The organism is Saccharopolyspora hordei (genome assembly GCF_013410345.1).
Taxonomy (GTDB): domain Bacteria; phylum Actinomycetota; class Actinomycetes; order Mycobacteriales; family Pseudonocardiaceae; genus Saccharopolyspora; species Saccharopolyspora hordei.
The window spans coordinates 5,240,262-5,254,913 of the sequence record NZ_JACCFJ010000001.1; the positions used below are offsets into that span (position 1 = coordinate 5,240,262).

General features: G+C 73.8%; 14 protein-coding genes. 2 read left to right on the forward strand and 12 right to left on the reverse strand.

Going from position 1 to position 14,652, the window contains the following annotated elements:
- Positions 1–2: 2 nt before the first annotated feature.
- Complete coding sequence (locus tag HNR68_RS23975; protein ID WP_179723991.1) at positions 3–662, forward strand: RES domain-containing protein; 660 nt, start codon at positions 3–5, stop codon at positions 660–662.
- A gap of 32 nt (positions 663–694) precedes the next feature.
- Here HNR68_RS23975 and HNR68_RS23980 read toward each other — a convergent pair whose 3' ends face one another.
- From HNR68_RS23980 to HNR68_RS24000, 5 genes are all read right to left on the reverse strand, one after another.
- Entirely contained in the window at positions 695–1,303 is a 609-nt protein-coding gene (locus HNR68_RS23980) for an Rv1733c family protein (protein WP_179723992.1), read from the reverse strand.
- Positions 1,304–1,530: 227 nt separating this feature from the next.
- The gene (locus HNR68_RS23985; protein WP_179723993.1) at positions 1,531–3,825 is read right to left on the reverse strand and encodes a GTPase-associated protein 1-related protein; all 2,295 of its coding nucleotides are present in this window, start codon (positions 3,823–3,825) and stop codon (positions 1,531–1,533) included.
- Positions 3,822–4,049, reverse strand: a complete 228-nt coding sequence (locus tag HNR68_RS23990; protein ID WP_179723994.1) for a hypothetical protein — start codon at positions 4,047–4,049, stop codon at positions 3,822–3,824. Before HNR68_RS23990 ends, HNR68_RS23985 begins: the two co-directional genes overlap by 4 nt.
- Positions 4,050–4,108: 59 nt before the next feature.
- The gene (locus tag HNR68_RS23995) at positions 4,109–6,355 is read right to left on the reverse strand and encodes a SaeA-related protein (protein WP_343050370.1); all 2,247 of its coding nucleotides are present in this window, start codon (positions 6,353–6,355) and stop codon (positions 4,109–4,111) included.
- 237 nt (positions 6,356–6,592) lie between these two features.
- Entirely contained in the window at positions 6,593–7,141 is a 549-nt protein-coding gene (locus HNR68_RS24000) for a snapalysin family zinc-dependent metalloprotease (protein WP_179723996.1), read from the reverse strand.
- 186 nt (positions 7,142–7,327) lie between these two features.
- Here HNR68_RS24000 and HNR68_RS24005 point away from each other — a divergent pair, with 186 nt between their 5' ends.
- On the forward strand, positions 7,328–8,062 hold the full coding sequence (locus tag HNR68_RS24005) for a PIG-L deacetylase family protein (protein WP_179723997.1): 735 nt from the start codon (positions 7,328–7,330) through the stop codon (positions 8,060–8,062).
- Positions 8,063–8,065: 3 nt separating this feature from the next.
- Here HNR68_RS24005 and HNR68_RS24010 read toward each other — a convergent pair whose 3' ends face one another.
- The 7 genes from HNR68_RS24010 to HNR68_RS24040 form a co-directional block, all read right to left on the reverse strand.
- Positions 8,066–9,001 carry a heme o synthase gene (locus HNR68_RS24010; protein WP_179723998.1) on the reverse strand — a complete coding sequence of 312 codons (936 nt, stop codon included), beginning with the start codon at positions 8,999–9,001 and terminating at the stop codon, positions 8,066–8,068.
- Positions 8,998–9,393 carry a DUF3817 domain-containing protein gene (locus tag HNR68_RS24015; protein WP_179723999.1) on the reverse strand — a complete coding sequence of 132 codons (396 nt, stop codon included), beginning with the start codon at positions 9,391–9,393 and terminating at the stop codon, positions 8,998–9,000. Before HNR68_RS24015 ends, HNR68_RS24010 begins: the two co-directional genes overlap by 4 nt.
- A 139-nt stretch (positions 9,394–9,532) precedes the next feature.
- Positions 9,533–10,627 (reverse strand): LLM class flavin-dependent oxidoreductase, encoded by a 1,095-nt coding sequence (locus tag HNR68_RS24020; RefSeq protein ID WP_179724000.1) that lies wholly within the window; start codon positions 10,625–10,627, stop codon positions 9,533–9,535.
- Positions 10,628–10,693: 66 nt separating this feature from the next.
- Positions 10,694–12,007, reverse strand: coding sequence for a SidA/IucD/PvdA family monooxygenase (locus HNR68_RS24025; protein WP_179724001.1), 1,314 nt, complete (start codon positions 12,005–12,007; stop codon positions 10,694–10,696).
- 91 nt (positions 12,008–12,098) lie between these two features.
- Positions 12,099–12,926 (reverse strand): siderophore-interacting protein, encoded by an 828-nt coding sequence (locus HNR68_RS24030; protein WP_179724002.1) that lies wholly within the window; start codon positions 12,924–12,926, stop codon positions 12,099–12,101.
- A 91-nt stretch (positions 12,927–13,017) separates the two neighbouring features.
- Positions 13,018–14,415 carry a DHA2 family efflux MFS transporter permease subunit gene (locus tag HNR68_RS24035; RefSeq protein ID WP_343050372.1) on the reverse strand — a complete coding sequence of 466 codons (1,398 nt, stop codon included), beginning with the start codon at positions 14,413–14,415 and terminating at the stop codon, positions 13,018–13,020.
- A gap of 17 nt (positions 14,416–14,432) precedes the next feature.
- Positions 14,433–14,621, reverse strand: a complete 189-nt coding sequence (locus tag HNR68_RS24040) for an MbtH family protein (protein ID WP_179724004.1) — start codon at positions 14,619–14,621, stop codon at positions 14,433–14,435.
- Between the last annotated feature and the right edge of the window lie 31 nt (positions 14,622–14,652).

Sequence of the window (14,652 nt, forward strand, 5' to 3'; positions counted from 1 at the left end):
GCGTGCCGCAGGCCACTCCACCTCAGCAGTACGCGGCCACGCCGAACCGGTACGTCCTGCCCGCTGACACGGCGTTGTTCCGGCTCCACGAGCGGGCACGGCACGCCGCCGAGTTCAAGCCCGCGCACGTCAGCTTCGGTGCACCGGGTGGGCGGTTCGACGGGACACCGGAGGACCCGTTCCCCACCTACTACGCCGGGTTGCACGTCACCACGGCGCTGGCCGAAGTGCTGTTGCGGAACATCAGCTTCGGCCACGACGGGCAGCGGTTGATCCGCCGGGCGCAGATCGCCGGGCGGCGGTTCAGCGCGGTGCGCACGAAGCGGGAACTCACCCTGGTCAGCTTGCTCACCGGGCCCGACCTCGCTGCGGTGGCGCAGGATTCGTGGCTCGTCGACGCGGAGGGCCGGGACGCCTACCCGCACACGCGGAGCTGGGCGTCGTGGATCCGGTCGCAGGCGGACTGGGCGGACGGGTTGATCTGGCCGTCCAAGCGCGACACCGGGAAACCTGCCGTGGTGCTGTTCGGCGACCGGTGTGCGGACGCGCTGGACGGGGCGGAGCCCGACCTCCACATCGACCTGGACTCGCCGATCGGTGAGGCCTGGTTGGCCACGATGCTCGCGCCCTACCGGGCCGCCGTCGCGCCGAGCCCCAGCTAGCGGAACCTCAGCGCTGGGACCTGGTTCCGCCGTCAGCGCTGGGACCAGGTCCCGCCGTGCTGGAGGTGCAGCCACTCGCGCTCCCACGCACGCATGCTGATCCGCCGGGCCAGCCCCTGGGTGCCCGCGATCAGGCCGAAGCAGGCGAGCTCGGTCACCACGAGGAACAGCAGCGCGGCGAAGACGGCGGACGTGGTGATCGACCCGGCGCTCGCCGGCTGCGGGACGCGGTGGCCCGCTTCGTCGACCCACACCGTCACGGTCTCCCCGGCGCTGGCGTTCGCCGGGACCTGGACCGTCGCGCTGTGCTTCTGCAGCCCGACGCGCCACTCCGCGACCGCGGTGGAGCTGAGCGCGTCGTTGCTGTAGACCTCGGAGACGGGGATGTCCATCTCGGGGCTGGTGGTCAGCACCGCCTCGACGGGGCGAGTGGTCGCGGCCGATTCCGCTGCGCGCTGGGTGAGGCTGGCGTGCAGCGAGGCACCGAACATGCCCGCCACCGGCACCGCCACCATCGCCGCCATCAGCAGCAGGACCGTGATCCCCGCGGCGAGCCGGTCGATCGGCCTGCGCAGCGGGTTCCGGTTGACCCCCAGTGCGTTCACCAACCAAGCTGCGTGCGCCTTCAGCGCCGCGACCATGCCAACCTCCAGACTGCCGGTGCACCGTGCGCCGCGGACCGCCGTCGTGTGGTCGTGCTCCGATGGTTGTGCGCGGCAACCTCCGTGCCGAGTATCCGCCCCACCTGCTTCATTGTTATCACAACGTGACTGTTCATACACCGGGAGTGGAGCAGATCACGTTCTGTGTCGTGCAATGCGGATGTACCGGGCATTTCCGGCGCTCGTGCAGCAGGGCGGGTCCGCGCTCACCGCTCCCGGCTGCCGAACAGGCGCCGGGCGACCCGGCGGGTGCGATCCCGCTTCGGCCCGCGCTGGACGACCTCGCGCAGCCACTCGTGCCACGCCGTGGCGTGCTCCGCGTCGACGCCGCGCAGCAGCCTGCTCACGCGGCGGAAGTCGGGGTGCTCGTGCTTGTGCACCCACGCTTCCAGTTCGCGGTCGAACGCGGCGCGCACCGTGGCCGTGGCGCTGTCCGACCAGGCGCACACGAACGCGAGCACCACCGCGCGGTCCCGCCGGTCCCGGTCGACGTCCTCGTCGTTCCACACCGCGGGCAGTGCGCGGACCAGGGTCTGCGGGAGCTCCTCGCCGCACGCCGCGATCGTCCCCGTCGACTCCTGCGGGTCGGCGTCCAGCAGGGCCGCCACCAGCTTGTCGGCGCGGGCGCCGAGCACCGTGCTGGAGATGTCACCGAGGCTCCCAGCTCCCGCGCCCTTCTTGCGGTGGTTGCTCAGCCAGACGCGCAGCTTGCTGTCGTCCTCCCACAGCGTGCGCAGGTCCTTGCGGTCACCGAGGTGGTGGCTGAGCATCCGCAGCACGTCCAGGTAGCGCCCGTTCACCGTGGACCTGGCCAGCACGCGGAAAGCCCGCTGCGCCAACGCGTCCGACACCGCCGTGGACGGCAGCTCGGCGAGGAAGTCGGACAGCTCCCCCAGCGTGGGCTGGGATGCGCCGAACAGCGCGTCGTAGACGGCTTCCTCCGTCCCGGGACGCTCGGGCGCGCGCAGCAGCGCGCGGAACGCCTCGACGGTCTCCTGCCGCGCCGACCCGCCGGCGGCGACCGCGGCGGACGCGACCGCGGCGTCCAGCGGCTCGAACGGGTCCGACACGGTGGGGGCGAGCAACCGCCACCAGCGGTCCTCGATCGCCTGGCGGACCTCGTCGGCGTCCGGACCCTGGAGGCGCCGCGCCAGCGCGTCGCGCAGCAGGCCGAGGAGCTCCGGGGCGCAGGTCCACCGTTCCGGGTCCACCCCGGCGTCCGGGTGGTGCGACCACCACGCGACGAACCGCTCCGCCGCCTGGCGGAAGCCGTCGAGGCGGGGGTGCACGTCGAAGCGGGCCGCGGTGCGCAGCAACAGGTCCATCCGCTCCGGCAGCACCGCGTCGGCCGCGTTCTCCACCAGTGCCGTGGCCCGCTCCGCCTCAGCGGTCGTCCACGGGCGGGGGGTGAGCGGCGACCGGTCGTCGGCGCGCGTGCCGCGCACGATCTCGCCGATCTCCGCGCGCAGCAACGCGATCCGCACCTGACCGGCGCGCTCCAGCTCGGCCTCGGCGAGCCGGGCCAGCACCGGCACCCCCGGGTCGGCGGCCAGCACCGCCGTCAGCACCGGGTCCAGCACGTCCACTCCGGACACCGCGGGCGGGGCGCACAACCACTCGGCCAGCGCCATCGCCGCGTCGTCCCCGGCCACCGGCTCGCCCAGCGCCACCACCCCGGCGGCGAGCCGGTCCGCCGCGTTCGGACGGTCCGCGCCCCGGCCGGCGGCGAACCGGTGGGACAGCTCGACGGCGTCCACCACGTCGAAGGGGTCGGCGCGGAGGAAGCGCGGGACCCAGTGCTGCGCCGCAGCGCTCGGTTCGCCCTCCCACCGCTCACCGGTGACCAGGTTGAACACCGCGACTCCGCTCTGGTCGACCAGCGACCCCGCCTGGTCCGGGCGCAGCGCCAGCACGTCCGCCCCGGTCGCCTGCGGGTCGGTGGCGAACACCTGGAAACCGACCTCGAGCGCGCTCTCCTGCGGCAGCAGCAGCGTCGCGGCGGCGATCCAGCGCGCCACCGCACCGGGGTCCTCGCTGACGAACACCACGCGCGGCGCACCGCCGTCGATCGCGGAGTGCACGGCGAGCAGCCAGGACTCGCCGTCCCGCTGCCCCAGCACCCACTCCCGCAGCGCCTCCACCCCGAACCCGGTCTCGGGTTCGGCGGGCACCGCGGGGCACTCGCCGCTCGGCGCGGGTCCGGTGACCCACCACGGCGCGTCCCACAGCTGCGCCGGGCGGATCGGCCCGTAGGGCCCGGCATCGGGGGCGACGAGCGCGTGGACGACGTGCTCGCCCTCACCGGTGCCCGCGCTGCGCGCCGTGACGTAGACCCCGTCGTGCGCGTGGACCAGCGACGGGCGCTCGGTGACCGCGCGCCGCACCGCGGTCGTCATCTCCTCGGTGGTGCCGGGGGAAACCGCCCGGAACTCAAGCTCGCCCGGTTGTTGTCCTGGGCCGCGGGCGGTGCAGTACAGCGAGTGGAACTCCCGCGCGCTCATGCTCGGCTCCGTTCGATGACCCTGTGGCTGCGGGAGGGCCGCAGCTCGTCCGCCCCGGTCGGGCGCTCGCGGCCGCGGTCCGGTCCCGCACCGAGCGCGGCCCCCGCGGCGCAGCGGTCGCGCTCGAGGCCCCCGGGCTGCCAGCGCGTCATGTCCTCACCGGCGAGGAACAGCTGGTCCAGCCGGGCCCGGCGGCAGCAGCGGGGACACGCGACCTCAACCATCTCGTCCTACCCCGTGAGCGCTGCCGACCGCAAGATCGACCGTCGCCCACGGCTGCACACTAAGGCACCTCCAGCTGGGAGTTGGGCGGATCGATCAACTCGACACCGGACGTGCTCGCGAAGCAGCGCAGCCAGAACGGCCCGCGCCGCGGCAGGTCCACGGTGACCGCGACGGGGCCGTCGATGCGGTGCACCGCGTGGTGCACGACCTCGCCGTCCCCCGGCTCCCGCGGCATGCGGCGACCGGGCGCGACGACCACCACCAGCTCGCACTCCGGCACCGGGTGGTCACTGTGGAGCAGGATGCGCGCGGTCGCCCCGAACAGCCGGTGCCGCCGCACGACCCGGTAGCCGACCTGGGCCGGTCCTCCGGTGGTCAGCTCGGCAGGGCTGGAGCGGAGCTCGCCGACGACCGCGGTGACCCGCACGTCCACCGCGCCCGGACCGGCGTCCACGCGGCACCCGCCCTCGTCCTCGTACTGCTGCCGCGTCACCCGCCGCCGGCCGCCGACCGCACCGCGGGTCCAGCGCACCTCGGCCTGCTGCACGCCGTCGGGCCACTCCCAGGACAGCAGGAGCTCGCGCCCGGAGCGGCGCCCGTCCAACGAGGTCACGGGCGGTGGGCTCGACGCGGTGTGCCGCACCGTGACGGCGTCCGCGCGGGCCTCGGTGCCGTCCGGGAGCCGGTAGCGCGCCACCAGCAGGTAGTCCGCGCGAGTGTCCACAGTGGTGTCTCGGAACGCGGTGAGACCGTCGGTGGGCACCGGGACCTCGCCGGAGGGGCCCCTCCGCACCACGTCCACCCCGACGGCGTCCGGGTGCACCTCCCACCGGCCTTCGACCGCGCCGTCCCGCACCGCCAACCGCACCTCGTGCACCGGCGGCAGCACCTCGACGGTCGCCCCGGCCGGGCGCGACCACGCCCCGTCGGGTTCCGCGGCGAACACCGCGTAGCCCGCGGTCCGGCCCCCCGGCACCGCGGTGTCCACCGCGGACGTCGCCGTCCCCTCGGCGACCACGTCGCCGTCGCCGGGGTGCTCGGGCGCCCGCCCGGCCCGCCGCACGACCCGGTACCGGGTGCCGGCGTCGTGGTCGGGCCGCGCGCGCCACGACAACCGCACGCCGAGCCCGTCCGACCGGGCCGTCAGGTCCGCCACCGGGCTCACCGGGATGCGCCGGGCCTCGGCCGCGATCGCGCCGTCGTCGGAGGCCAACCGGGCCGCGTCCGCCAGCTGCCGCCGGGCGTCGTCCTCGGCGCCGCGCTCCAGCGCGCGGCGCGCGGCTTCGCGCAGCTCGCGCACCTGCGCCGCGTGCCGGTCGACGGCCGCGGTCGCGGCGGCCGCCTCCTCGGCGTCGGTGATGCCGACCAGGGCCTGCTGGGCGGCCACCAGCCGTCCGTCGGCGAGCAGTGCGGTGACCTTGGCCAGGCCGGTGGCCTCCACCTCCGGCGCGCCCGCTTCGCTGAGCACGCTCACCACGACGTGCCGCGCCTCGCCCTCCTCCAGCCCGGACTGGCGCAGCACGCGCAGCAGCGCGCCGGCGGGCGCCCCGCTCTCGCGGAACCGGCGCACGTCGTCGACCAGGTGGTAGAGCGCCAGGCGGCGGAGGTCGACCGCCGTGCTCACCAGCTCCAGGGCGTCCCGCGCGGCTCCACCGGAGCGCTCCAGCGCCGCGCGCACGGCGTCCGCACCCAGCCCGTCGGGACGTGGTGGGGTGCTGCGGAACCCGGTGACCAGCGCGAAGCCGGTCAGCTCGCCGTGCAGCAACGCGGGGACGCTGGTGACCTCGGCGTCCCGGAGCAGTTCCTTGAGGCGGCGGAAGGACCCGTCCGGCAGTCCGGGGGTCTTCGGCAGGTCCAGCGGCACCACCGTCCGCACCCCGGCCTCCGCCAGTGCCGCGTCCACCTCGCGCGGGGCCAGTGGGCCGACCGCGCGGCGCAGCGCCTCCAGCTGGCCCGGGGTGACCAACCCGAGGTCGCCGAAGTGGGCTCCGAGCACCTGGGCGAGCTCGGCGACCTGGGCGCTGACCGCCGCCGCCCGCTCCTCGTGCCGGGCCCGCCACCAGGACATCCGCGCCAGGGCGTCGCCGTGCTCGCGGCGCAGGTGCCGGTCCTCGCGCAGGAAGGCCCGGTAGACGCTGGTGGTGAAGCCGGCCCAGGCGGCCGAGCGGACCCGGTCGCGCCAGTGCGCGCGGACCTGCGCCAAGCGCTGCGCGAGGTCGGCGTCCGAGAAGTCGAGCGCGAGCGCGTACCGGGTCAGCAGGTCGTCGGGCAGGCGTCCGCCGCGCCCCCGCAACGGTCGCACCACGTCACGCTCGTACGCCTCCGGATCGAAGGGTTCCAACGCTCCGCCCGCCTCGCAGTCACGAGTGACCGGCCTCCGCGGTGACCGGTGGTCACCGGATGATCACCAAGCCTAGCCGCGAGGAGCTCCGCCTCGGGTGGGATCTTCGGCGGGCCGGAGGGCACCGGGGCGTGAGCGGCGCTGGGCCGTTCCAGTGAACGGCTGCGGCGGTCGGGGTGGCCGACCGCCGCAGCCGGTGGCTCACCGCAGGGTGAGCGCCTCGTGGGTGAACAGGCGCGGCTCGACGGCCTTGCCCTCGGCGAAGTTGGCCTCCACCTCGGCGATCTCCGCGGAGTTCGGGACCGCGCTGGTGCACTCCGGGCCGGCGCTGGCGCCCGACATCAGGTCCTCGCACACGCCGGTGCGGTCGTCCGGCAGGCCCAGGATGTGCCCGAGCTCGTGCGCCGCGATGCGGATCTCGTCGTAGCCCTCCTGGACCGCCTGGCGGCCCATCCAGATCTTGCCCTGGCCCAGACCGGTCAGCTGGGTGCGCGGCCAGCCGTCGTCGGCGACCACCACGACGTCGGCGCTGCCGCCCGTGGCCGGCTCGAACTTCACGTTCTGCACGTGCTCGTTCCACACCTGCGCACCGGCGTCGACCGCCTGCTGGAACTCCTCCGACTGGGACGCGTCGTAGGTGATGACGCGCACGTCCTCCGGGGCGGCCGAGCCCGCCACCGGCAGGCCCAGCGCCACCAGGAACGCGATGAGCAGGCCGACGACGGGCCGCAACGTCCTGGGCACAACCATCTGCACCAACCTCCCTCAACGATCACGGTCCCCACGAACGTATTGCGGCCGATCACCGGTGACGCCGGGGTGGCGTAGACCCGCCACCGCGACGGACCTCCCGGTTGGTGCTCGGGGAGCTGTGGCGGGAGGTGTGCGCGGGCGGACTGCGCGACACTCGAACGACCCGAGTCCGGGAGGTGAGGGATGGCCGAGGAGCTCGAGCCGCTGCCGACGGACTGGCAGCGGGCGCTGGCGGTCGCCGCGCACCCCGACGACCTGGAGCACGCCTGCGCCGGCGCGGTCGCCGCGTGGACGGCGTCCGGCCGCGACGTGGCCTACCTGCTGGTGACCCGCGGCGAGGCGGGCATCGACAGCCTACCGCCGGCGGAGGCCGCGCCGCTGCGCGAGCTCGAGGAGCACGCGAGCGCCGCCAAGCTGGGCGTGCACTCGGTGGAGTTCCTGGACCACCGCGACGGGGTGGTCGAGCACGGTCTGGCGCTGCGGCGCGACCTGTGCCGCGCGGTCCGCGAGCACCGGCCGGGCCTGGTGGTCACGGTCAACCACCACGACACCTGGGGACCGGGCAGCTGGAACAGCGCCGACCACCGCGCGGTCGGCCGGGCCGCGCTGGACGCGGTCGCCGACGCCGGCAACCGGTGGGTCTTCCCCGAGCTGCTCGAACAGGGCTACGAACCGTGGCAGGGGGTGCGCTGGGTCGCCGTGGCCTCCGCACCGCACCCGACGCACGCCGTGGACGTCACCGAGACCCTGGAGCAGGCGGTCGCGTCGCTGGCCGCGCACGAGAGCTACCTCCGGGCGCTGAGCGGGGAACCGGTCGAGGAGCACGCCCGCCGGGTCGTGGAGGGCGTCGCCCGGCAGCACGCCCACCGCTTCGGCGGCCGACCGTGCGCGACCTTCGAACTGTTCGGCGCGGGGTGACGGTCAGCCGATGACCGGCAGGCCGACCGCGGCGTCCACCGCGATGGCCACGAAGACCAGCGCCAGGTACGAGTTCGACAGGTGGAACAGCTCCATCGGCTTGAACACCCGGCCGTTGCGGACCGCCGAGTGCAGGCGCTGCGCGACGATGAGGAACGCCGCCCCGGCCAGCACGGCCAGCGCCACGTAGACCCAGCTGGTCACCGGCACCAGCAGCAGCGTGCAGGCCACCGTGGCCCAGCTGTAGACCAGGATCCGCGCCGACACCTGGCGGGGCGTGGCCACCACCGGCAGCATCGGCACCCCGGCGCGCGCGTAGTCGTCCTTGTACTTCATCGCCAGCGACCAGAAGTGCGGCGGCGTCCACAGGAACACCACGCCGAACATCACCAGCGCCGGCCACTCCACGGTGCCGGTGACCGCGGCCCAGCCGACCACCACCGGCATGCAGCCCGCAGCGCCGCCCCACACGATGTTCTGCGAGGTCCGGCGCTTGAGCACCAGGGTGTAGACGAAGACGTAGAACAGGATCGCGCTGGTGGCCAGCACCGCGGCCAGCAGGTTCGCGCCCAGCCAGAGCACGAGGAACGAGGCCACGCCGAGCACGATGCCGAAGACGAGCGCGTTGCGGCGCGGCACCTCGTAGCGCACCAGCGGCCGCTTCTTGGTCCGGTGCATCACCGCGTCGATGTCGGAGTCCGCGACGCAGTTGAGGGCGTTGGCGCTGCCGGCCGACATGGTGCCGCCGACCAGCGTCACGATGACCAGCCACGGCGAGGGGATGCCGCGCGCGGCGAGGAACATCGCCGGGATCGTGGTGACCAGCAGCAGCTCGATGACCCGCGGCTTGGTCAGCGCGAAGTACGCGGCGACGACGCTGCGGCGACGGCCGGCGGTCTGCCCGGTCTCGGCGGGGGCGGATTCGTGGGTCGCTGTCATGAGGCGGGTGTTTCCTCCGCGGTCCGGGGGCGCGGCTCGGTCAGCGGCTTGCCCGCCAACCGGAGTTCGTGCCAGCGCGTCACCTTCCGCTCGGCGAAGAACGCGCCGAACGGGATGGTGCCGGCCAGCAGCACCAGGAGCATGCGCCCCAGCGGAACGCGCAACTGGGTCGTGGCGACGACGGCGACGAGCAGGTAGACCATGTACAGCCAGCCGTGCGCGACACCGATCCGGAACGTCCACGCGGTCCCGAGCTGCTGCGTCGAGCTGCCTTCCTCCCACAGCCCGGCGAGGTACCCGTACTTGAGCACCATGGCGGCGCACAGCAGGATCAACAGCACCGCAGTGACGTACGCCATGATCCGGTAGAAGATCAGCACACCAGGCTTCACGCCAATCCCTCAATCCCGCCTCGTGCCTCGAAACACCGGTGTCAACCAGACCGTACGCCACGCACGACCAGCGTCTGCGGCGGACCTCGGCCAGAAGTGACCCCACCCACCCGGGCCGGCCGGAGCGCCCCGGCGGGCGTCAGACCATCCGGTAGGCCTTGGCCACCAGTTCGAAGGAGTGCAGCTTGGTCTCCCGGTCCGGCACGTTGGCCGTGAGCATCAGCTCCTGGACACCGGTGCGCTCCCGCAGCTCGTCCAGGCCCGCGCGGACCGTCTCCGGGGAGCCGTAGACCGCGTCCGCCAGCCAGCTGTCCACGAAGCTCTGCTCGAGCTCGTCGTAGGCGTACTCGCGCGCCTCCTCGCGGGTGGGCTGCTTGCCGGGCATGCCCTTGCGCAGGCGCAGCATGCTCAGCGCGATCGGGCGGACGATGTCGAGCGCTTCCTCGTCGGTGTCCGCGGCCACCGTCTGCACCCCGATCAGCGCGTACGGCTCGTCCAGCACCGCGGAGGGCTGGAAGGACCGCCGGTACAGCTCCAGGGCGGGCAGCGTGTTCTGCGCGCTGAAGTGGTGCGCGAAGGCGAACGGCAGGCCGAGCGCCCCGGCCAGCTGCGCGCTGAAGCCGCTCGACCCGAGCAGCCAGATCGGCGGCACCGGCCCGTTCGGCACGGACTGGATCGCCGCGTACGGGTGGTCGATCGGGAAGTCGTCGCCGAGGAAGGCCATCAGCTCGCCGAGCTGCTGCGGGAAGTCGTCGGCCGACAGCGGACCGCTGGTGCGGCGCAGGGCGCGCGCGGTCGCCTGGTCGGTGCCCGGGGCGCGGCCGATGCCGAGGTCGATGCGCCCGGGGTGCAGCGCCTGCAGGGTGCCGAACTGCTCGGCGACGACCAGCGGCGCGTGGTTGGGCAGCATCACGCCGCCGGAGCCGAGTCGCAGCGTGCTGGTGTGCGCGGCCAGGTGCGCGATCACGACCGCGGGCGAGGAGCTGGCGATGCCGGGCATGCCGTGGTGCTCGGCGACCCACATCCGCTGGTAGCCCCACGCCTCGACGCTGCGGGCCAGGTCGGTGGTGGTGCGCAGCGCGTCGGAGGCGCTCTGGTGGGTCCCGACGGTGGACAGGTCGAGGACCGACAGCGGTACCGGCGAGTCACCGCGCGCGACGCCCTTGATCTGGTCGGCCTGGGAAGCGGTCGCGTCACCGGCCTCGGCGCGCTCCGGGGTCGCATTGGTGTCCATCGATCAGCACAACCACCCGGGCCCCAGCGTTGTTCCTGCCTGTGCCGGTGACCACAGGCGCCGGGCTCAGGCGAAGCTGACCTCCCGGGCCGGCTGCGCGGGCCGGGCCCGGCGGCGGGTGAGGATCGAGTCGCGGATCTCGCCGGCGCGGACCGCGCCGTTGGACAGCAGCGACGAGGTCAGGCCGTGGGTGTGCTCGGTGCCGCCCTGCAGGTAGATGCCGCCCGGGAGGTCGGTGCGGGTGCGCACGCGGTAGTCCCGCTCCACCCGCAGCCGGCCCTCCTCGTCGCGCTCGCAGTCCTGCGCGGTCTCGCCGAGCAGCCGCTCCGGGTCGCGGGGCCGGCACCCGGTCGCGTACACCAGCAGGTCGGCGTCCAGCTCGGTGCGCTCCCCGGTCGGCAGGAACTCGACGGTCACCGCCACCCCGCCGTCGCGGTGCGCGACCTCGCGCACCCGGGAGGCGTTGAGGATCCGCAGCCGCTCCTCACCCCGCACCTTCTCCTGGTAGGAGATGGCGTAGAGCTGCTCGATGAGGTCCAGGTCGACCACCGAGTAGTTGGTGTTGCGGTGGTAGTCCAGCAGCTGCCGGCGGACCTCGGGCGAGGCGGCGTGGAAGTCGTCCACGGCCTGCGGGTCGAAGACGCGGTTGGCGAACGGGCTGTCGTCGGCCGGGCTGTAGCCGTACCGGCTGAACACCGCGCACACCTCGGCCGCCGGGAACGTCCGGTGCAGGTACTCGGTGACCTCGGCGGCGCTCTGCCCGGCGCCGACCACCACGCAGCGGCGCGGCGGCTCGGTCAGCTCGTCCACGCGGTGCAGCAGGTCGAGGTTGTGCCACACCCGCTCGCCGAGCTCGGCGCCCGGGGGCAGGCTCGCTTCCAGCCCGACGGCGAGCACGACGTTGCGCGCCCGGTGCACCTCCAGCTGCCCGCCGTGGCGGACCACGGCCTCGAAGTGGTCGCCGGAGCGGTGCAGCTCGACGACCTCCGCGCCGTAGCGCACCACGTCGGAGACGCGCTCGGCGGCCCACTCCAGGTAGTCGTGGTACTCGACGCGGGTCGGGAACATCGTCTTGTGGTTGATGAAGTCGACCAGCCGGTGCTTGGCGTGCAGGTAGCTCAGGAACGAGAAGTCGCTGGCGGGGTTGCGCAGGGTGACCAGGTCCTTGAGGAAGGACACCTGCATGGTGGTGCCCTCGATGAGCATGCCCCGGTGCCAGCTGAACGCCGGTTCGCGTTCGAAGAACACCGCGGAGAGGCGGTCTGCCGCCGGCGCGGTGCGGTTGTGCTCCTCCACCGCGATCGCCAGCGCCAGGTTGGACGGCCCGAAACCGATCCCCAGGACGTCGTGGACTTCTTCCTCGCTCGGTACGGCAGTCACGTTGTCCCCTCGCCTCGCAGGTGCCCGGTTCGCGGGCACGCGGCCGTGCCGGCGCGAGTGCTGCCTCGCGCCGGGCTGCGGTCCACGTCGTTCAGTCCCGGTCGTGGTTGTGCTTGTCGTGGTACTCGGTCTCGGCGAGCCCGTGCTTCCAGTAGCCGATGGCGAGCACGGAGCCGGCGTCCATGCCGCGATCGGTGCGCAGGTGGCGGCGGATCCCGTGGACGATGCTGGACTCCCCGGCCACCCAGGCAGAGACGTCCACGTCGGCGGGCACGTCGAGCTGCTGGACGGCGTCGACGAGCTGCCGGGAGCGGCCGGCCGGGACGCCGTCGCGGTGCAGCCAGGTCCACTGCAGGTCCGGCGGGCACTCGACGTGCTGCTGGTCGGCCGGGTCACCGATCTCGACCAGGACCTGGCCGCGCGCGGTGGGCGGCAGCCCCTCGACGATGGCGGAGATCGCGGGCAGCGCGGTCTCGTCGCCGACCAGCAGGTAGTAGTCGGCGGCCCGGCAGGTCTTGCCGCCGGGCCCCATCACGCCGAGGTGGTCACCGGGCCGCGCGTTGCGAGCCCAGTTGGAGGCCACCCCGTGCGCTCCGTGCATCACGAAGTCCACGTCGAGCTCACCGCGGGCCTCGTCGTAGCGGCGGACGGTGTAGGTGCGCATGGTCGGGCGCACGTGCGGTTCGGGCCAGCGGTAGCGGCCGGTCTCCTCGTCCAGCACCGGGAGCACCGGTCGCTCCTGGCCCTGCCGCGGCACGAACACCTTGATGTTCGGCCCGGTGTGCTGGTCCAGGAAGCCCTCGAGCTCCTCGCCGCCCAGGGTGATCCGCCGCATCGACGGGCTCAGCTCAGCGGTGCGCAGCACCTCGAGATCGCGCGCTGGGGGCCGGCTGTGCCGGAGTCGGTCCGCGGTACCCATCGACCCGTGCGTTCCTTCCTGTCCACCAACGATCATGCCAGTTAAGGCTAGCCTAACCATAGATCCACCGGCTTGTCTTCCCCGCGGTGGCTCAGATCTCTCGGCGCCGCCCGCCCGTGATCCGCGTCCGCGGCGCCGCCGCGGCGGGTTCGCGCACCGGCGCCTGCTCGGCGAGGCGCAGCGCCAGCGCGGCCCCGACCAGCGCGAGGCCGGCCGACACCGCCATCGCCAGGTGGTAGCCGTCGAGGCCGGGCGCACCGGCCAGCACGCAGGCCGTCAGCGCCACGCCGAGCGCGGACCCCACCTGCCGCTGCACGGTGAACAGCGTCGAGGCCCCGCCGGTGGCGGAGGCGCTGATCGTGGTGAAGGCGACGACCTGCAGCTCGGCGGACGCCGCGCCCACGAAGAACCCGGTGAGCAGCTGGACGAACGCGGCGAACCACAGCTCACCCGCGCTGATCGCGTTGAGCAGCAGGAACGAGCACGCCGCACCGAGCATGGCGGTCGCGATCACCCGGCGCGCGCCGAACCGGCGGTGCGCCCAGCCGACCAGCTGGGAGGCGATCATCAGCCCGATCGCCTTCGGCAGCGTCACCAGCCCGGTCTCCCAGGCCGAGGCGCCCAGTTCCCCCTGGAACATCAGCGTGAAGCCGTAGAGCGTGCCGAGGAACCCGGACACGCACAGGAACAGCACCAGGCTCGCCCGGCGGAACGACGCGTCGCCGAACAGCCCCAGGTCCAGCATCGGCGCCCGCGCGCGCAGCTGGGTCCGCACCAGCAGCGCCAGGCAGACCAGCCCGGCGCCCCCGGCAGCCCAGGTGTGCGGCGAGCCCGGGCCGTGCCGCCCGACCGACTCCAGCGCGTACATCACCAGCCCGAGCCCGGGCGCGGCCAGCGCGAGGCCCACGGCGTCGAAGCGCTTCTGGCCGGCCTCGACGTGCTCGACCAGCAGCAGCGCGCCGAACACCAGCGCCAGCGCGCCGACCGGCAGGTTCACGTAGAAGCCCCACCGCCACGTGAGGTCCTCGACGAAGAACCCGCCCAGCACCGGACCGAGCGCGGGGGCCACCGCGGTCGGCACCAGCAGCACCCGGGACAACCGGATCCGCTGCTCCGGTGGGTAGGCGCGGAACAGCATGGTCAGCGCGACGGGGCTCATCACGCCGCCGCCCGCGCCCTGCAGCACCCGCGCGAGCACCAGCTGCGGCAGCTCCGCGGCCACCCCGCACAGCGCCGACGCCAGCACGAACACCCCGAAGGCGCTGAGGAACACCCGCTTGGTGCCGAACCGGTCGCCGAGCCAGCCGGACACCGGGATGCACACCGCGAGGCTGACCAGGTACCCGACGTTGACGGCCGAGGTCGCGCTGGGCGGCACGCCGAACTCGGCGGCGATGGCGGGCAGCGCCACGTTGACGATGGTGGCGTCCATGCCGTTCATGAACATCGCCGCGACGTAGCAGACGCACACCGCGACCTGGGGACTCACCCGACGCAGCACCGTCATCAGCGCGCGGGCCGCATGTCGGTCCAGTTCACCTCGATGTGGTCCACACAGGACTGGCGGTCGGCCGGGCCGTGCGCGACGGTCCACCCGGCAGGCACCTCGATCGCGCTCGGCCACAGCGAGTACTGGTCCTGGTCGTTGATCAGGGCGTAGTACTCGCCGGCCGGGTCCTCGAACGGGTTCGTCATCGTCGTGCTCCTCCAGTGCGGTGCGGTCCTG